We start from the raw sequence: 20,129 nt of genomic DNA, 5'->3' as shown, positions 1-20,129 counted from the left end.
ATAAAAAAGCTAAGTAATAAATCAGCTGAATTTAAGTTATATTCTTTATCCATTTTTTAGATATAATCCTCGGTATGATTAGTATAATTTTGATTAATTCCTCTATTGTTACTATTGCATATATCAAATAAACCGGTATATCTAACAACAATGCTCCTATAAATGCAATCGGAACTCCTACAACCCATACTGTACCGGCATCTAATATCATCGCATATGTTGTATCTCCCCCACCTCTTAACACTCCTACTATCCCTGTGGCACCCAATACTCTGATAAAGAAGGTTAATCCCATAACAATCAGCAGATTTCTGGATGTATTGTACAAGTTCTGATCTAAGCCGCTGAACAGCTTTAATGTTAAATTAGGTGTCAAAGCCTGAATTATACCCAAGACAAGTCCTAATAGCATTGCCAATGTCATGAAATTCTTTGCATATCCATACGCTTCTTCCTCATCGCCGCTGCCGATTTTGCTTCCAATCATTACAGTACAAGAATTAGCCAATCCTCTGACTAAGACAAAGAAAACATTTTGTATCGTATTGGTGATTTGAATTGCCGCTGTTGCTTCCTCTCCAAGCTTTGCATATGCAATCGAATACATTACCTGACCTAAAGACCATGCTCCCTCTGCTAATATTACGGGATAGGTCGTTTTAATATATTTATTAAAAAATTCCTTGTTCCAACTGAACAATTCTTTCATACTTGCTGCTAATACGCCGTCTTTAGAATAAACCGCATAAAGAGTAACACCTAATTCTATAAATCTTGCAATAACCGTTGCCAATGCGGCACCCTTTACACCCATTGCCGGAATTCCAAGCTTTCCGAATATTAATATATAGTTTAACGTTGTATTGGTAATAAAAGAAATAGCAGAAATCTTCATCGGAATTTTTGGTTTTCCTGTAGTTCTTAAGGCAATACTAAATGCAAAGGTTAATGCGGTAGGAATATATGACAGTGCTACGATTCTTAAATAATTACTGCCTAATCTTATTACCTCCGGCTCATCAATCAGTATTCTCATTATAAATTGCGGGAACAATACTGCCGTTACAGTAAAAACAGTTCCCAATAATGCGCTTAAGGATACTGCAAGTCCCAAAACCTTTCTGATGCTCGGTATATCCTCCTTACCCCAATACTGAGCAATAAAAATAGAAGAACCGCTATTAATACCAAAGACTATAAGGACATAAAAGAAAAAAAACTGGTTTGCCAACCCCACGGCAGCAATACTTGTTTGACCCAAGCTGCTAATCATCAATGTGTCCACCATATTCACAGATGAAGTGATTAAATTTTGTAATGCAATTGGTAATGCTATGGCGAGCATTGTTTTAAGAAATATTTTATCTTTAAAAAAATTCATAAGTACTCCGTTAATTTATATTATTTGAGTTTTCCCATGCAGTCAACAAAAATAAGTGTGCATTATATAATAATACAATTTTAACTGATAACATTCAATAAAAATTTAAGCACGATTATTAACAAGGTTAAGATATATCCTCATTGAGTACTAAGAAAATATTACGAAACATATATTTATAGAGAAAACAATAAAAGGAGTGTTAAAATCATTGAACAAGGTTAATGTCAGTTTACGTACCATTGTTAGTAATATAAATTTGCCAACTGTTATAAAAACAACTATGCTTCCGGGTGACTCAGTCGAAAGTTTATTTATTGCAACGCAGATAGGAGAAATTTTTTATATTAGAAGTGGAATTATAGGGCTTTTCTTAGACATTAGACAGCGAATCATTGAGTTAGGTTCCAATGGTGAATATGATGAACGAGGGCTGTTGGGTTTAGCCTTTAATCCTAATTTTTATTATAATGGTCTTTTTTATCTTCATTATTCATTAGCCGGGACACAAGGCCCGGGTGCGCTTTCGGAATTTTTTATGCCGGACCCATGTAACCCAAGTACCTTGAATCTGCAGTGGTTCAATAGAGAAAATCAATATGATCATATTGATACTGTTGAAGAATGGATATTACAAAACGGTCAATCTTATAAACTTCGTACATTACTGAACTTAAGAAGACCGTTTATGAACCATAATGGTGTAAACAGTTTAAACTTTTCACCGGAAACAGGAAACTTAGTATTAACTACAGGAGATGGCGGTTCAGGCTACGACCCTTTTAATTTAAGTCAGGATATCATGGAAATTGCAGGCAAAATAATTGAAATTGATGTAAGCATTAATACTTTTATCGATAATCCACCTGTTGCCACACGCTTTAATGAGCTTCCCGCAGCTATTCAAAGAACGCTTACGGTAACAGCCAAAGGAGTTCGAAACATACCTGGAATTGCATATCAAAGATTTTATGAGCAATTTGTCAAATACGTTGGAAATGTTGGTCAGGATTTAGTAGAGGCGATTTTTTCATATACTTACTATAAACCTATACCTGTAACGGAAATTATTCAAGCTTTTTTACGAAACCGTGAACCTGATCAGGAAGATTTTATTAATCTTGGATGGAGAGGATGGGAAGGTGATTTTCCAACTACAATTATAAATAACTGTTCTGAAAATTCTTCCTTGGTTGAGGAAACTATTTCATATTTTAATGAAGCAGTAAGGCTTTCGGTTAGCCGTATTCATCCACTGACTTGTTATTATCATAGAGATGAGCGTCCTGATAAGTTCAATGGTTCATCACTTACAGGAATACAGCCATATATGGGAATTGAAATTCCGGATTTAACAGGGTGTATTGTTTTTACCGATTTTGCCGATAGAGATGAATCCCCGACAAGAGGGGTTTTAGCTTATACTAAAGTAAGAGCTGATTGCAAGCTAAGCGATTACAGTGTTATTGAAACAGATTATAACTTCGGTTCTCAATCAGCTTATTATGTCAGCTTAGGAACAAATCTTGATCAATCAAAACTATATTTAGGTGTTTATGGCTCTTCGAATGTGACCAATTTTAACCAAGGCACTGTTTTTGAAATTGTTAACTAACAATAAATCAACCTCAATTCCGAAATTTTTCCGAATTGAGGTTGTAATCCAAAGCAATTTTATGCCCTTAATACTCCACGAAATCCTCTGGCACCATAGTAGGATTCTGCTCCGTTGTGATATACAAATACAGTATCGTAGCGGCGGTCACAGAAGATTGCCCCTCCAAGCTTTCTGATTTTTTCAGGTGTTTTAACCCAGCTTGATGTTTTCATGTCAAATTTTCCTAATTTCTGCAGTTCTCTGTATTGCTCTTCGGTTAAAAGTTCAATTCCCATATCAGATGCCATATCCATAGCATTATTTTCCGGTTTATGCTCTTTTCTGAAGTTCATCGCTTCACGGTCATAACAAATACTCCTGCGGCCTTTCGGACTTTCAGCCGAACAATCAAAAAAAATATATTTGTTGGATTCTTTATCGTAGCCAACGGCATCCGGTTCTCCTCCGGTCCGCTCCATTTCATTGAGAGACCATAGCTTTTCGGGATTAGCTTCCAATCTTACCTGCACCTTATTCCATTCAAGGTTATTATGACGATTCATGTTTTTCTCAAAACGATCCTTCAATGTTCTAAGCAGCTTATCACGTTGTTCAATTGACAACTCTTTATTACTGTTTATTTCATTTGTATCTGTCATGTAAACCCTCCTTATTTATTGTTTATTATTCGCTTTATCGATATCCATTAATAAATAAGCTCATACTCCATTGTTCCCAAGCCGATTTTTTCTGCGTGCTTAAGCGTCTTCCTGCCTTTGTCAAAAAGCTTATTAGATTCATTTTTCTGCATTATATCCAGACATGCAGTATCCAGAGCCACAGGGTCCTTTCCGGCAAGAATACCTATATTCTCTGCAATAGGTTTCATATGTGCTCCGGTGCAGTCACAATCCTTAGTTATATTGTGAACAAATGTAATATATATAATATCCTTATCTTTCGCTGCTCCATATGCATACTCTGCAAGCTTCTCTAAAAAGTTAGAACCACCCCAGGTATTTTCAATGGCACCTTGTGGACAAACAGCTATGCAACCAGCACAGCCAATACATTTACTGCCGTCAATAACTGCGGTATCAGGTGTAGTAATTGCGTTGTAGTCGCATTTATCAGCACATATGCCACAGGATATGCATTTATTTTCATCTATTACAGGAGATATCCCCGAGTGCTGCTCAAGCTTTCCGCCTCTTGAGGCGAAGCCCATTGCAAGCTGCTTCAATGCGCCGCCGAAGCCGGCTGCCACATGACCTTTAAAATGGCTCATAACTATGAACTGATTATAATTTCCATAACCCTTACCTATCTTACATTTTTTTATGTAATCCTTGTTGATTTCAATTTCATTATATTCTGTTCCGATATCTCCGTCAGCAATAATGATGGGAATCTGAGTAAACCCGTGAGCTCTGGCTGTCTTTATATGCCTTTCGGTAGTTGTTCTGGACCCTTTATATAATACGTTGGACTCAATATATGAAGGAGAAACTCCGATTTCTTTGAGATATTTTATAGCTTCATCATAGCACTTTGCAGGAATAAATGTCGTATTTCCCTTTTCTCCAAAATGAACCTTAATAGGCACTTCCTTTTCAAACTTATGACCTGTTTCTGAAACTATTTTTTTCAATAGCTTTACGGCATCTTTTCCAAGTTGATCATAATCAGATTCTTTGTTTTCAATAAAATATACCTTACTCACATTGCACCTCTCTTTTATCTGTTATTGTCTCAAACTATTCAACGTATATTATACCACTAAAAAAACTTGCTACGCAACTTCGTTTTGCCGGCTGAACGGCAAGGTCGCAGGGGAGCTTTTCAGCAGTCTACAAAACAATGTCTACCATATCTCCCGCTGCAATACTATCTCTTTTTACTTTACAATCCAATGCAATTATTTTGACACCCTTTTTCTTAATGCTTTTCAGAGTTTCTCCAAATTCCTTATGAGTTTTATAATTAGGTATAAAATATAACACATCCTTCATCTGTATAATGAAGCATACGTAAGCTTCATAGCCGTCATCTATGCTGTCCCCAAGCTCATTTAAATGCTTTAATCCTCTTTCGGTAGGTGCATCGGGAAACATAACGACACCATTTTCCTCTAATGTAACTCCCTTTACTTCCACAAATATTTTCTTATCATCTGCTTCAACATAAAAATCAAATCGTGAATTTTTATATTTACATTCCGGCTTTATTAACGTGATATTATTAAACAGTTCTCCCTTTAACAGCATTTCATGAAAAACCTTATTGGGCGCCTGACTGTCTATGTTAATCAATCTTTCACCTTTAAATACCGATATCAGATCGTACTGGGTTTTCCGGGTTTTACGGCTTGAATTGCGGAATTCCTGAACATAGACAGAAACACCCTCCGTTAATAGTTCCTTGCACCGCCCCGTATTCTTAACGTGGCATATTTCCTGTGCTCCGTCAATTTCAATATTTGCAATAAATCGGTTTGGCCTGCTGATAAATTTCGCCGTTTTTATATTATCGTATAACATTTAATTAATTTTCCTTTGTAATAATCTCTTTAACAATTTGAGTTGCCAAAGCGGCATCGGCTTTTCCTTTTGATTGCTTCATAATAAAGCCGATAATCGCTCCGATAGCTTTTTCTTTTCCTGCCAAGTATTCTGCTACGGCTTTTTCATTTGCATCTACCGCCTTTTGACACAGGCATCTTAAATCATCCTCATCTACCCCTTGCATATCTTCTTCAGAAATAAACGATGATGCTGCCTTTCCTTCATCCAGCATCTTTTCCAAAGTATTTCTTGCCACCTGAGAAGTAATCTTTTTCTTTTCTGCAAGTATAACCAGTTCCGATAAATATTTTGGAGGAATCGAAATATTAAACTCTTCCTTTTCCGATTCGGTTGAAAAACGTCTGAATATCTGGCTCAATATATAGTTAGAAACCATCTTGGGACTTTCAACTCCCGCAGATGCTTCTTCAAAATAATCAGCAATTTTTTGATATTTAATCAGGAGCTCTGCGTCATCAACCGGTAATCCCAATACTTCAACAAATCTCTTTAATCTCTGCTGAGGAAGCTCAGGCAAGCTTTTCTTACAGCGATCAATTTGATCATCCGAAATTGAAATAGTAACTAAATCAGGTTCTCTGAAATATCTGTAATCATCGGCATCTTCCTTGCCCCTCATGCTTTCGGTAATATTTAAGCCGCTGTCGTATCTTCTTGTTTCCTGTTCTATCTCCCCGCCGCTTTCCAATACATCTATCTGTCGCCTGAATTCATATTCCATTGCTTTTGCTATAAAATTGATTGAATTCATATTCTTTATTTCAGTTCTTGTTCCATACTTTTCCTCGCCTTGTTTTCTTACGGAAATATTCACATCACACCGCAGGGAACCCTCTTGCATTTTTACATCCGACACTCCTGTATATTTCATGATTAATCTCAGCTTTTCAACATATTCTACTACTTCATCTATACTTCTGAAATCCGGCTCTGTTACTATTTCAATGAGAGGAACACCGCCTCTGTTATAATCTATATATATATCACCTCTCTGATGAACTAATTTACCTGCATCCTCTTCGATATGAATCCGATTTATATTAACTTTTTTTCCGGAATTCAATTCTACGTATCCGCCTTCACATAGCGGCTTATCATATTGGGATATCTGATAGGCCTTGGGCAAATCAGGATATACATAGTTTTTACGATCCATCTTGGATATATTTCTGATACTGCAATTTGTTGCAAGACCTGCCTTCACGGCATACTCCACTACCTTTTCATTTAACTTAGGTAATGTTCCGGGAAGCCCTACGCAAACAGGACAGCAATGAGTATTCGGTTCACCTCCGAATTCGGTTGTGCAAGAGCAAAATATTTTTGTTTTCGTAGAAAGCTCTACATGCGTTTCTAACCCGGCAACTAATTCCCAGCTCATATCCTCACCCCTGACTCTGATTCTTTGTATATTTCATCTTTTGCATACTGCTCATATTGATATGCCGCATTCAATATTTTAGCATCGTCAAAGCTTTTACCGATTATCTGCATTCCTATGGGAAGACCTTTGTTATCAAATCCGCACGGTATTGACAAAGCAGGCAAACCTGCAATGTTTACAGATACTGTGCAGATATCGGTCAAATACGTCTCAATAGGATCCTTTGAGGTATAATTCGTCTCAAATGCAGTCATGGGCACGGTAGGAGTCAACATAACATCGCATTCAGTAAACGCATCCTTAAAGGATTTAACTATTGAACCTCTCAGCTTTTGTGCTTTCTTATAATATGCATCATAATAACCGGCACTTAAAACATAGGTTCCCAATAATATTCTTCTTTGTACCTCTTTACCGAATCCTTCACTTCTTGTCCTGCTTATCATATCATTTACATCCTTGTAATTATCAGTTCTGTAACCGTATCTGATTCCGTCATATCTTCCTAAATTTGAAGATGCCTCGGCGCAGGCAAGGATATAATAGACAGGCAAGGCGTATTTTAACGAAGGGAGTTTAAATTGTACTATTTCGGCTCCTAAGCTTTCATAAGCTTCAATTGCCTTTTTTATAGAAATCATAACATCTTCTCTAACTCCATCAAAATATTCCTCTGCAATTCCGATTTTCATTCCTTTGATGCTGTTATTTAAAGTATCAACGGCTTTAACCCTGCTTCCTGCTGATGTAGCGTCTCTTTTATCGTATTTGGAAATCGCATCGTAAATTATAGCCGTATCTTCTACACTGCCTGCAATCGGTCCGATTTGGTCAAAACTTGAAGCATATGCAATGAGCCCGTAACGGGATACGGCACCGTAAGTTGGTTTTAATCCTACCAAGCCGCAGAAGCTTGCAGGTTGTCTTACGGAACCGCCGGTATCAGACCCCAGACCGTACACTGCTATATTTCCGGAAACTGCGGATGCTGCCCCTCCTGAGCTTCCTCCTGCCACATGAGCTGTGTTGTGAGGATTTAAGCTTCCTCCGAAGCATGAAGTTTCGCAGGATGAACCCATTGCAAATTCATCCATGTTTGTTTTACCCAAGAGAACTGCATTCTGATTTTTTAATATTTCCCACACAGTAGCATCATAGACGGGAACATAACCTTTCAATATTTTGGAGCAGCATGTTGTTTCTACATCCTTAGTGGAAATATTGTCCTTTAAGCTCATTGGTATTCCTTCAAGGAGTGAAATTTTTTCACCTCTTTGTATTTTTTCATCTACTGTCTCAGCTGTCTTTAATGCCGTTTCCTCAGTTATATTAACGTAAGCATTGATAATACCATTCTCTTTTTTTATTGAATCTATATATTTTTGTGTTAATTCAATACAGGATATTTCCTTATCAGTCAAAAGCTTGTTTATATATTTTATTTTACCCGGCATTATCTTTCACTCCTTCTTTTAACAAAGAAATATCCGTCCAAGCCGCCTTCTCTGTTTTTCAATATAAGCTCTCTGTCATAAGATTCAGCAATTTCATCTTGGTGAAAGGCATTAACTATATTGTTTATTTCATCGAAACCTTCTGATTCAACGTCCGTAACGGCAGTATTGATTGTGTTTGCAAATTCTATAATTTCACCCATGTCTTTTGTTAATTCATCAATTTTACTTTCATCAATTGAAAGCTTTGCAAGCTTAGCTATTTTTAGTATATCATCCTTACCTACCACTTTATCAGCTCCTATCTGATTTTAATATGGACTTCCCTTAACTGCCGTTCATTCGCGGCATTGGGAGCATTTGTCAATACATCCTGGGCATTGCTGTTCATAGGAAACGCTATAACCTCTCTGATATTTTCTTCTCCCGTCAGCAGCATTACCATTCTGTCGATTCCCGGCGCCATTCCCGCATGAGGAGGTGCTCCATATTTGAAAGCATTGTAAAGAGCAGTAAATTTAGATTGCAAATCGTCCTCGGTATATCCTGCAAGCTCAAACGCCTTAACCATAATATCAATATCGTGGTTTCTCACAGCACCTGATGATAATTCTATTCCATTACATACTATATCATATTGATAAGCAACAATGTCAAGCGGGTCTTTATGCAGCAGCGAATCTAATCCCCCCTGAGGCATTGAAAACGGGTTGTGGGTAAAGGATAATTCTCCTGTGCTTTCATCTGTTTCATACATAGGAAAATCAACCACAAAGCACATTTCAAACCTGCTTTCATCAATTAAACTCAGACGCTTTCCAAGTTCGGTCCTTATCTGACCTGCCAATTTAGGTGCATATTCCTTATCATCCGCTATGAAAAACAATACGCAGCCCGGCTCTAATTCGGCTCTTTCTATTAAGATTGCTTTGTCTTCTTCCTTCAGGAATTTGTCAATAGGTCCGTGAAATTTCATTTCTTCATCTACCTTAATATAACCGAGACCCTTCATTCCGATTGTTACGGCATATGACAGCATATTTTCAAAAAAGCTTTTTGATTGTGAAGCACAATCTTTAACATTGATTGCTCTGACAGTCTTCCTTCTGAACGGTGCAAAGCCGGTTTCTTCAAATATATCGCTTATATCGATAATGGTTAACGGGTTCCTTAAATCCGGTTTGTCTGTTCCGTATTTTATCATTGCCTCCCTGTACGGAATTCTCACAAAAGGCGGCTCAGATACCTCCTTGTCAGAGAACTTAGTAAATGTTTCATACAATACCTCCTCGGCTACATTCAGTACATCCTCCTGTGTTGCAAAGGACATTTCGAAATCCAGCTGATAAAATTCACCCGGTGAACGGTCTGCTCTTGCATCCTCGTCTCTGAAGCAGGGAGCTATCTGAAAATATTTATCGAATCCGGATACCATAAGCAATTGCTTAAACATCTGAGGAGCCTGAGGCAATGCATAAAATTTCCCCGGATGCTTTCTGCTCGGTATAATGTAATCTCTCGCACCTTCTGGGGACGATGATGTCAATATAGGAGTCTGTATTTCCAAAAATCCTAATTCCTCCATTTTCGCTCTTAAAAATGAAATAATTTTAGAACGAAGTATGATATTTTTTTGTGCTTCTTTATTTCTTAATGCTAAGTATCTGAATTTTAATCTCAAATCTTCTTTTGTTTCTTTTGAAGAAGCTATTTCAAAAGGAAGATTAGCCCGTGATTTACTTAATACTTCAATCGCTTCCGCATCTATTTCTATCGTTCCTGTCTCAATTTTTTCATTGATTGTATCCTCATCCCGTTTTATAACTTTACCTGAAACACTGATTACACTTTCCTTAGCAATATTTTCAATTAAGCTTTCATTTTCAACAACTACCTGGACTAAACCGTATTGGTCTCTTAAATCAATAAATTTTACTCCTCCGTGATCTCTTACATTTTCAAACCAGCCGGCTAATTTTACTTCTTTTCCGATATCACTTTCTCTTAATTCTCCGCAGTTGTGTGTACGGTATATGTTTTGTTTTGTCATAATATTTCCTTTCTGTTTTTTATAATTTTGGTTGACATTTACATGCATATGTTAATTCAAATTCAAGGATACGCAGGCTCCATCACAAATTTGTCTGCTCCCTTTGGTCGCACAAATTTGGATTATGCTGCATTAGGTCTACCATCCATTTGTTCATCGCTGTCGCTCAAACAAATGGTGGTAGCACCATAAAAGAAAGTCCCAATAAACATAATGTTTATTGGGACGAAAGTTTCCGCGGTACCACCCTAATTAGCTATAAAGCTCACTCGAAAGACACTGTCATGTCTTTGCCGCTTTATCGCTCGGTTGCGTCTGAGCCTACTTTTGTTTGAAGTGTTTAAAATACTTAAAACAATTTGGGTCAAAAGCTCAAGGATGTTCTTCATAATAAGTTTATTGTAATAGAATCCCACCATCTCTATCTCTCTGTGACTAAAACTTATACTACTCTTCCTGTCATCGCTGTACTAATATTTATACTGTTTTATTTTATATAATTCTATGCAATATTTTAAAATTGTCAAGTGTTTTTTGCAAAATTATTAAAATAATTTCATCATACGCTGAACAACAATTCTCCGTAAGTCGGATACGGCCAATACTTTTGTGCAGTATTAATCTCCAACTCATCAACTGTTATACGTATTTCCTGCATTTTTGAAAATACCGAATTTCTGTAAAATGAAGCTGCTTCCTTTATATCTTCATAGTCTTTCACTTCAAGAAGTAAATTATCCAATAACTCCGTATTGTTGTACAATAAAGCCGAAAGCAATGAAAGCTTGGTAACTAAAGCTTTTTCAACATCACAGTTCGCATCAGACAGGAAGGAATTTTTAGAAGCTGCTGTTTCACATAAGTCATTAATATAAGATGATACAGCAGGCAATATATCCTTTTTTATCATTTCTGTCATAGTCAGTGCCTCGATATTTAAAACCTTGCAATAATCTTCTATACATATCTCCAATCTTGAATGAATCTCTTTTTCCGACAATACTCCAAATTTTTCAAGCACTCTGATATTTTTATCAACTGCAAAATATGGCAATGATTCAGGTGTAGATTTTAAATTTAATAAGCCTCTTCTTTCAGCCTCCTTAACCCACTCATTCGAGTAATTGTTACCGTTGAAAATTATCCTTTTGTGATTTTTAATTGTATCTTTTATCAGTATTGCTAATGCTTCATTAAAATTATCTGATTTTTCTAATATATCCGCAAATTGAGACAGCTCTTCGGCAACAATGGTATTCAATACAATGTTAGGTCCAGCTATCGATAATTTTGATCCAACCATGCGAAATTCAAATTTATTTCCCGTAAAAGCAAACGGCGATGTTCGGTTTCTATCCGTCGTATCCTTAGGAATAACAGGAATTATATCTACACCTATTGTCATTTCTCTCTTGTATTCTTTATCATAAGCCACATCTCCCTCTATGGATTCTAAAACTGATGTAAGCTCATCTCCCAAGAAAACGGATATTATAGCGGGAGGTGCTTCGTTGCCGCCTAATCTGTGGTCATTCCCTGCGGTTGATACTGATACCTTCAATAAATCCTGATATTCATCCACCGCTTTTATAACCGCAGCTAAAAACAGTAAGAATCTTGCATTCTCACGGGGAGAAGTACCCGGTTCCAGAAGATTAATTCCTTTATTGGTTGACAATGACCAGTTGTTGTGCTTACCGCTTCCGTTTATTCCGGCAAATGGTTTTTCATGAAGCAGGCATGCCAATCCATGCTTTGAGGCAACTCTTTTTAATAATTCCATTGTTAACTGATTGTGGTCACAGGCAACATTAGTATTGGAAAACACAACAGCTAATTCATGTTGTGCAGGTGCAACCTCGTTATGTTCCGTCTTTGCAGGTATGCCTAATTTCCACAATTCGCTGTTAAGCTCCTTCATAAACTCCTGAACTCTCGGCTTAATAGTTCCAAAATAATGATCTTCCAATTCCTGTCCTTTCGGCGGCTTAGCACCGAATAATGTCCTGCCTGTAAATATTAAATCCTTTCTCTTATTAAACAATTCCTTATCTATTAAAAAATATTCCTGTTCGGGTCCCAGCGTCGTAGTAATTCTTTTAGTTTTATTGTCGCCGAATAATCTTAATATTCTTAAAGCCTGTTGGTTCAGAACTTCCATAGAACGCAGAAGCGGTGTTTTCTTATCAAGAACTTCCCCTCCGTAAGAGCAAAAAGCCGTAGGGATACACAAGACAGAATCCTTTATAAATGCGTAGGATGTAGGATCCCATGCTGTGTATCCTCTTGCTTCAAAGGTTGAACGTAATCCCCCCGAAGGAAAGCTTGATGCATCAGGTTCACCTTTTATCAGCTCTTTACCTGAAAACTCCATAATTATTTTACCATCATCAGTTGCCGATATAAAGCTGTCGTGCTTTTCTGCAGTAATACCAGTCATCGGCTGGAACCAATGAGTAAAATGTGTAGCACCCTTTTCTATCGCCCAATCCTTCATGGCATTTGCAACTACATGTGCCACATTTATATCCAAGCTTTTTCCTTCCTGAATTGTTTTTTTCAATGCCTTGTACGTTACTTGAGGCAATCTTTCCTTCATTACTTCATCGTTAAAAACCATGCTTCCAAAAATCTCTGAGATATAACTCATACTGTCCTCCTTTAATCACATAATCGCAGGGGAATGCATCAAATTTATTTGTTCACTTCACTCACATAAATTTGGCATTCTGTGCGTTTGACCTACCATCGATTTCTTTCTCCCTTATGGTCGAAGAAATCGGGTTAGGGTATAAAAAAGGGCGCAGTAGGAATATCCTACAGCGCCTTTGCTGATTTTATAGAAGAATTATATTCTCCACTTTTAATTTTGTCAACAATTTTTTAAAACTTTTTCATCAATAGGGTAGGTTGCTGAAAAAGTTCGTCCTGCAAGGCGCCGGAAATCGGGCAACCGCAACGTATTCAGACATACGTGAGGATTGACCGGTTGAACGGCAACGAAGCAGGCGGGCGTTTTCAGCAACCTGCGGATATATTGTATATATCCACATCACTATCATAAATATCAGATTCTATAATCTCTATCAAAGCTGCTACGGTATCTAAAGAAGTCATTACATTTATGGAAGCTTCCACTGAGGTTCTTCTTATTTTGAAACCGTCCGTACCGGAGTTGTTAGCTTTAGTAGGAATATCTATAACCAATCCTATTTCTCCGTTTTTAATGAAATCTATTATATTGGGGGACTTATCCGTCACCTTATTGACAACCTTAGCTTCAATTCCTGAATTATTTAAATATTTAGCCGTATTTTTTGTAGCAACAATTTTATATCCCAGCATATTCAGCTTAATTGCAAGCTCTTTGAAATTTTCTTTATCCGCATCTCTGACGGTAGCAAGTATTTTCTTGCTTTTATCCGGAATCTTCAGTCCCGCGGCAATGAAACCTTTATACAAAGCTTCAAAGTATGTCTTTCCGATACCCAACACTTCTCCCGTGGATTTCATTTCAGGTCCTAAGCTCACCTCAACACCCGTCAGCTTTTGAGTTGAAAAGACGGGTACTTTTACTGCCGTCAAGGATGATTCCTTATATAATCCGGTTCCGTATTTCATATCCTTTAATTTTTCTCCCAACATAACTCTTGTTGCAAGCTCAATCATGGGGATTTTAGTAACCTTGCTTATGTATGGAACAGTTCTTGAGGAACGCGGATTTACTTCAATAACATAAAGGTCATCCTTATATTCTACGAATTGAATGTTTATCATCCCTATTGATTTTAACGATTTTGCTATATTTTTTGTAATTTCTTCAAGCTTTAATTTAGTATGCGAACTTAAATTCTTTGGAGGATAAATTGCAATGCTGTCTCCCGAATGTATTCCCGCTCTTTCTAAATGCTCCATAATACCGGGAATCAATATATCATCTCCGTCACATATTGCATCGACTTCAATTTCTCTTCCCACTAAATATTTGTCTATCAGCACAGGATTTTTAGAATTTTTAAAAGCATTTTCCAAATATACAATAAGTTCTTCTCTTGTGTGAGTTATTTCCATTCCCTGTCCTCCTAACACATAGGATGGTCTCACAAGAACAGGGTATCCTACTTGCTCAGCTGCCTTTATTCCATCATTTAAATTTAAAACCGCTTTTCCGGTTGGTCTTTTTATATTTAAAGATTCTAATATTGCATCAAATTTTTCTCTGTCCTCGGCAACATCTATCTGTTCAGGGTTGGTGCCCAGAATCGGTATGTTCTTTTCTTTGAAAAAATTAGCAAGCTTAATGGCTGTCTGCCCTCCGAATTGAAGTATTACACCGTGCGGCTGCTCTTTTTCCACTATATTTAATACATCTTCCTCGGTCAAGGGTTCAAAATACAGCTTATCTGCTATATCAAAATCTGTGCTGACCGTTTCGGGATTGTTATTAATTATGATTGTTTCTACTCCGCATTTTTGCAGTGCTAATATACAGTGAACGGAACAGTAGTCAAATTCAACTCCCTGGCCAATCCTTATAGGACCTGAACCTATAACAAGAATCTTCTTTTTGTCTGATGTCTGCACTTCATCATATTCATCATAGGTTGAATAGTAATATGGGGATATTGCCTCAAATTCGCCGGAGCAGGTATCAACCATTTTATAGACAGCTTTAATATTAAATTTCATTCTTAAATTGTATATGTCATTTGGACCCGAACCTGTTAAATCTGCAATACCCTTATCAGAAAACCCCATTTTCTTTAGCTTTTTAAGCCATTTATCATCTAAGGATTCTATTTTTGTTTTTCTCAGCTTTTCTTCCTCATTGACTATGTTATTGATTTTATGCAGGAAAAATTCATCTACCTTGGTCAACTCCGCTATCCTGTCAATTCTGTATCCTCTCCTTATAAGCTCTGCTATATAAAACAGCCTTTCATCATCCGGAGTTTGGATCATAGCTTTTAACTCAGATATGCTTTTTCCTGATGCCTTCTTGCTGTATAAATTATATTGTTTTATTTCTAAAGAGCGAACTGCCTTTAACAGAGCGGATTCAAAATTATTACCTATAGCCATAACTTCGCCGGTCGCCATCATCTTTGTTCCTAAAATTCTGTCGGCATAAAAAAACTTATCAAAAGGCCATTTAGGAATTTTTAAAACAACGTAATCTAAGGATGGCTCAAAGGCAGCATAGGTTTTTTCCGTTACGGAATTTTTAATTTCATCCAGAGTATATCCCAATGCTATTTTAGTAGCTACTTTTGCTATGGGATAACCCGTTGCTTTTGAAGCAAGAGCCGATGAACGGCTTACACGCGGATTAATTTCTATAACTACATATTCAAAATTATCGGGATTCAACGCAAGCTGCACATTGCAGCCGCCTTCTATGCCGATTGCATCTATAATTTTGATAGATGCTGTTCGAAGCATTTGGTATTCTACATCCGACAAAGTCTGTGACGGAGCAACAACTATGCTGTCTCCCGTATGAACACCTACAGGATCAAAATTTTCCATATTGCAAATCGTAATGCACGTTCCGTTTTTATCGCGCATTACTTCATATTCGATTTCTTTCCAGCCCTTGATGCTCTTTTCAATTAGTACCTGTTTATTCATGCTTAGCTGCAGACCTTTTGTCAAAATCTCCGTCAATTCATTTTCATTGTTGGCAATTCCGCCTCCGCTGCCTCCCAATGTATATGCCGGTCGAATTATAATTGGATATCCGATCCTGCCTGCTGCTTCTTTTCCCCCTTCAAAATCGGTGACTATTTCCGAATCCACTATCGGCTCCCCGATTTCATTCATTACTTTTTTAAATAATTCTCTGTCTTCTCCCTTTTTTATGGAATCAACACCGGTTCCTATAACTCTTACGTTATATTTATCCAATATTCCCTTATCATAAAGTTCCACCGTTAAATTAAGACCTGTCTGCCCTCCCATTCCGGAAATTATGCTGTCAGGACGCTCTTTAGCTATAATTTTTTCTGCAAACTCAACCGTTAAGGGTTCAATATATACTTTATCTGCAATATCCTTATCCGTCATTATTGTAGCAGGATTCGAATTTATTAAAACTGTTTCTATTCCTTCTTCTCTCAATGCTCTGCATGCCTGTGTACCTGAATAATCAAATTCTGCGGCTTGCCCTATAACTATAGGTCCCGAACCGATAACCAATACTTTTTTAATACTTGTATCCAGTGCCATTATTTTACTCCTTTATATATATCTATAAAATCATCAAAGATAATATTAGAATCATGTGGTCCCGGACATGCTTCAGGATGATATTGCACGCCCATTACCGGTAAATATTTATGCTTTATCCCTTCTATAGTTCCATCATTTATATTTACGTGAGTTACTTCTATATCTTTAGTAAGAGAGCTTTCTTTAATCATATATCCATGATTTTGTGAGGTTATGGTTACCTTTCCCGTCTTTAAATTTTTAACCGGATGATTGCATCCTCTGTGACCGAATTTCATTTTGGTGGTTTCACAGCCTAAAGCTAATGCAATCAGCTGGACGCCTAAGCATATTCCCGTTACAGGCATTTTATCGATTAAAATTTTTAAATTATCAATAACTTCCGGTAAATCCAAGGGGTCCCCGGGTCCGTTTGAAAGGAATATCCCGTCTAATTTATAATTTAAAATCTCATCGGCTTTAGTAAATGCCGGGAATATTGTAACCTTACATCCTTTATACAGGAATGAATTTACAATATTATTTTTGATACCGAAGTCTAAAATTCCAACGTGTAGCTCTCCTTCGCCCATTGTTTTAATTTCTTTTACAGTTACCTCCTCAACTGCCGACTTGTTTGAAAAATTGTTAAAATATTTATATACATCTTCTTTTTCAATATTGTTTGTAGTTATAAGTCCTTTCATTGTACCCGCATTTCTTATAACCTTGGTCAGATGCCTCGTATCAATACCTTCGATTGCCATTATGTTATTTTTCTTCAGATATATGTCCAAATCAAATTCGCATCTGAAATTATTAGGTTCAAGACATCTTTCTCTGATTATAAAGCCTTTAACCTTAGGTGAATCAGACTGAGAATCATCTATATTAATTCCGTAATTACCTATCAACGGATACGTCATAGAAACAATTTGACCATAATAAGACGGATCTGTTAAAATTTCCTGATAGCCAGTCATTCCGGTGTTAAACACCACTTCACCTACTGTATCTGAAATTTTGCCGAAGCAATTGCCTTCAAACATAATCCCATTTTCTAATATTAGTTTTCCTTTCATATCTGCCTCCATCTCATAATAATAAATTTGTTGAATAAGTAAAAAAAACAGCTATAAACACTAATAACAATGTTTATAGCCGTTCGGCGAAATTAATTTTTTTTCAATAATTATTATATTTATTAATTTGACATTTATAAAATCTATATTTTTAATAGGTTTTTTATACATAATTAGTCCTCCGAAAATCATTATATAGAAATTTATCACACATAAGCAGAATTGTCAATATGCATTTTTAAAAATATTTTAGTATATTTTTAAATTATGTTTTCTGATCTCGATTTGCCGTAAACGCTTTCAAATACACTGAATCAAGATATTTATCTTGAAAATCAACATAAAATAATTTTATAAAAATTGATTTAATTTCGCTGTTCAATATGATACAATATTCTCGGAGGTGTATTATAATGAAATTTACCGAAAATGAAGTTATTCAATTTGTAAATGAAAATGATATTAAATTTGTCAAATTGGCTTTTTGTGATATTTTCGGAACAATGAAAAATATATCCATATTGTCCGATGAGCTGCCTCGCGCATTTGAAAACGGTATTTCTTTTGATGCTTCATCAATAAAAGGATTTATGAACATTGAAGAATCAGATCTATTTTTGTTTCCCGACCCTTCAACCTTATCCATACTGCCATGGCGACCTCAGCAAGGCAGGGTTGTAAGATTGTTGTGCTATATAAATCATCCCGACGGAAGACCCTTTGAAGGTGACGGAAGACTTATACTGAAAAAAGCCATAGATGCAGCCCGGAAATCAGGATATAAAATCGAAATAGGTCCCGAATGCGAATTTTATTTATTCTTACAAGATGAAAAAGGATATCCGACAAAGGTTCCTCATGACTATGCAACGTATTTAGATGCCGCTCCTGTTGATAAAGGGGAAAATGTCAGAAGAGAAATTTGCCTGACCTTAGAACAAATGGGAATACTTCCTGAAAGCTCTCATCATGAACAAGGTCCGGGGCAAAATGAAATAGATTTTAAATACAGTGATGCCATGATTGCAGCAGACAGCTTAATCACTTTTAAATCGGTGGTAAGAACCATAGCAAACATTAACGGTTTGCATGCATCCTTCATGCCTAAGCCCCTTAAAGAATTTAGCGGAAGCGGTTTACATATTAATATATCTTTATTAAAAAACAATATAAATTTATTTGACAATCAATTGTTTAGTCACACACCTGAGTCAGACAGTTTTATTGCCGGAATATTGGACAAAATACCGCAAATCACCTTGTTTTTAAATCCTTTAATCAATTCATACGAACGTTTTGGCAGTCATTCTGCTCCTAAATATGTAACTTGGTCATCTGAGAACCGCTCGCAGCTCATTCGTATTCCGGCTGCCAACGGTAAATATTCGAGGATTGAGCTTAGATCACCCGATCCAAGCTGTAATCCGTACCTTGCATTTGCTCTGTTAATTTATGCAGGTCTTGATGGAATAAAAAACAAATATGAACTTGATAGTCCTGCTGATTACGATTTGTATAAGGCAGAGGATAGTGTAGTCAAGAACTACAAAAAATTACCTGCAACATTGGCGGAAGCAATCGAAAACGCAGAAAAAAGTGATTTTGCCTGCAATTGTTTACAGTCCGGAATCGTCGAAAAATATATTCAGTTCAAGAAGGAGCAATGGAATCAATATTTATCGTCTGATGATAAAGAAAGTTTCGAATTTAACACATATTTTTATACTGTTTAATTTTTTAAATACTGCTCGGGAGGTGATTTTCATGGATAGTGTGTTAATTGTATCTAATTCTGACAAGGGCATAACACTTTTGACCCAACTGTTAAATGATAATGGCATAACCAAAATAACTTCCGTTAAAAGCGGGGCAGAAGTTCGTCGTCTGATTAATATGACTGAATTTGATTTGACAATTATAATTACTCCCCTACCCGATGAATTCGGGGACAATTTAGCAATCACTATAACTGAAATCAGTACCTCCGGAGTAATTTTAATAACCAAGCACGAAGTTGCTGATGAAATCGAAGCGAAGGTTGAGGATTACGGTATTTTGGTAGTATCAAATCCAATAGTAAGACAGGTATTTTATCAAGCGCAAAAATTAGCCCTTGCTACTAAAAAAAGATTGTCAGGACTTAAAAATGAAAACATACGACTGCAAAATAAAATTGAAGAAATCCGTCTTGTCACGAGAGCTAAATGCGTACTTATAGAATATCTCAATATGACCGAAAATCAAGCCCACAAATATATTGAAAAGCAAGCAATGGATTTAAGAACTCCAAGAAAAGAAATTGCGCAAAACATTCTGAAAGCATATGAAACATAAATTAATGCAACTGTCCATAAAAAAGCTTCTGAATTCCGTACCTTTAAGTATC

Annotated in this window: 14 protein-coding genes and 1 other annotated feature; of the genes, 3 read left to right on the top strand and 11 right to left on the bottom strand. The window is 36.5% G+C overall.

What is annotated here, in order from left to right:
• Positions 1-31: 31 nt before the first annotated feature.
• The gene (locus RT412_RS09210; RefSeq protein WP_313340259.1) at positions 32-1,381 is read right to left on the bottom strand and encodes an MATE family efflux transporter; all 1,350 of its coding nucleotides are present in this window, start codon (positions 1,379-1,381) and stop codon (positions 32-34) included.
• A 211-nt stretch (positions 1,382-1,592) separates the two neighbouring features.
• Here RT412_RS09210 and RT412_RS09205 point away from each other — a divergent pair, with 211 nt between their 5' ends.
• The gene (locus RT412_RS09205; protein WP_313340257.1) at positions 1,593-2,996 is read left to right on the top strand and encodes a PQQ-dependent sugar dehydrogenase; all 1,404 of its coding nucleotides are present in this window, start codon (positions 1,593-1,595) and stop codon (positions 2,994-2,996) included.
• Positions 2,997-3,055: 59 nt separating this feature from the next.
• On the opposite strand, the gene RT412_RS09200 is transcribed toward RT412_RS09205, so the two are convergent.
• The 10 genes from RT412_RS09200 to RT412_RS09155 form a co-directional block, all read right to left on the bottom strand.
• Positions 3,056-3,637: a DUF4256 domain-containing protein gene (locus RT412_RS09200; RefSeq protein WP_313340255.1), complete on the bottom strand. Its 582-nt coding sequence runs from the start codon at positions 3,635-3,637 to the stop codon at positions 3,056-3,058.
• A gap of 47 nt (positions 3,638-3,684) precedes the next feature.
• Entirely contained in the window at positions 3,685-4,701 is a 1,017-nt protein-coding gene (locus tag RT412_RS09195) for a DUF362 domain-containing protein (protein WP_313340253.1), read from the bottom strand.
• 127 nt (positions 4,702-4,828) lie between these two features.
• On the bottom strand, positions 4,829-5,518 hold the full coding sequence (gene sfsA / locus RT412_RS09190; RefSeq protein ID WP_313340251.1) for a DNA/RNA nuclease SfsA: 690 nt from the start codon (positions 5,516-5,518) through the stop codon (positions 4,829-4,831).
• Between the two features lie 4 nt (positions 5,519-5,522).
• Entirely contained in the window at positions 5,523-6,944 is a 1,422-nt protein-coding gene (gene gatB, locus RT412_RS09185) for an Asp-tRNA(Asn)/Glu-tRNA(Gln) amidotransferase subunit GatB (RefSeq protein ID WP_313340249.1), read from the bottom strand.
• Positions 6,941-8,401: an Asp-tRNA(Asn)/Glu-tRNA(Gln) amidotransferase subunit GatA gene (gene gatA / locus RT412_RS09180; protein WP_313340248.1), complete on the bottom strand. Its 1,461-nt coding sequence runs from the start codon at positions 8,399-8,401 to the stop codon at positions 6,941-6,943. The genes gatB and gatA overlap by 4 nt, the downstream gene beginning before the upstream one ends.
• The gene (locus RT412_RS09175) at positions 8,401-8,691 is read right to left on the bottom strand and encodes an Asp-tRNA(Asn)/Glu-tRNA(Gln) amidotransferase subunit GatC (RefSeq protein ID WP_313340246.1); all 291 of its coding nucleotides are present in this window, start codon (positions 8,689-8,691) and stop codon (positions 8,401-8,403) included. The genes gatA and RT412_RS09175 overlap by 1 nt, the downstream gene beginning before the upstream one ends.
• 11 nt (positions 8,692-8,702) lie before the next feature.
• Positions 8,703-10,451: an aspartate--tRNA ligase gene (gene aspS / locus RT412_RS09170; RefSeq protein ID WP_313340245.1), complete on the bottom strand. Its 1,749-nt coding sequence runs from the start codon at positions 10,449-10,451 to the stop codon at positions 8,703-8,705.
• Positions 10,452-10,669: 218 nt separating this feature from the next.
• Positions 10,670-10,923, bottom strand: a binding site (T-box leader).
• 87 nt (positions 10,924-11,010) lie between these two features.
• The gene (locus RT412_RS09165) at positions 11,011-13,101 is read right to left on the bottom strand and encodes a glutamine synthetase III (protein WP_313340243.1); all 2,091 of its coding nucleotides are present in this window, start codon (positions 13,099-13,101) and stop codon (positions 11,011-11,013) included.
• A 368-nt stretch (positions 13,102-13,469) separates the two neighbouring features.
• On the bottom strand, positions 13,470-16,679 hold the full coding sequence (gene carB / locus RT412_RS09160; protein WP_313340241.1) for a carbamoyl-phosphate synthase large subunit: 3,210 nt from the start codon (positions 16,677-16,679) through the stop codon (positions 13,470-13,472).
• A complete protein-coding gene (locus RT412_RS09155) occupies positions 16,679-17,743 on the bottom strand; it encodes a carbamoyl phosphate synthase small subunit (RefSeq protein WP_313340239.1) in 1,065 nt (354 codons plus the stop codon). The genes carB and RT412_RS09155 overlap by 1 nt, the downstream gene beginning before the upstream one ends.
• A 413-nt stretch (positions 17,744-18,156) precedes the next feature.
• Here RT412_RS09155 and RT412_RS09150 point away from each other — a divergent pair, with 413 nt between their 5' ends.
• Together RT412_RS09150 and RT412_RS09145 are read left to right on the top strand one after the other, a co-directional pair.
• Complete coding sequence (locus RT412_RS09150; protein ID WP_313340237.1) at positions 18,157-19,476, top strand: glutamine synthetase family protein; 1,320 nt, start codon at positions 18,157-18,159, stop codon at positions 19,474-19,476.
• A gap of 31 nt (positions 19,477-19,507) precedes the next feature.
• Entirely contained in the window at positions 19,508-20,077 is a 570-nt protein-coding gene (locus RT412_RS09145) for an ANTAR domain-containing protein (protein ID WP_313340235.1), read from the top strand.
• Positions 20,078-20,129: the final 52 nt, after the last annotated feature.

Source organism: Sedimentibacter sp. (genome assembly GCF_032080165.1).
GTDB lineage: Bacteria > Bacillota > Clostridia > Tissierellales > Sedimentibacteraceae > Sedimentibacter.
This window is presented reverse-complemented; position numbering and strand designations above follow the sequence as displayed.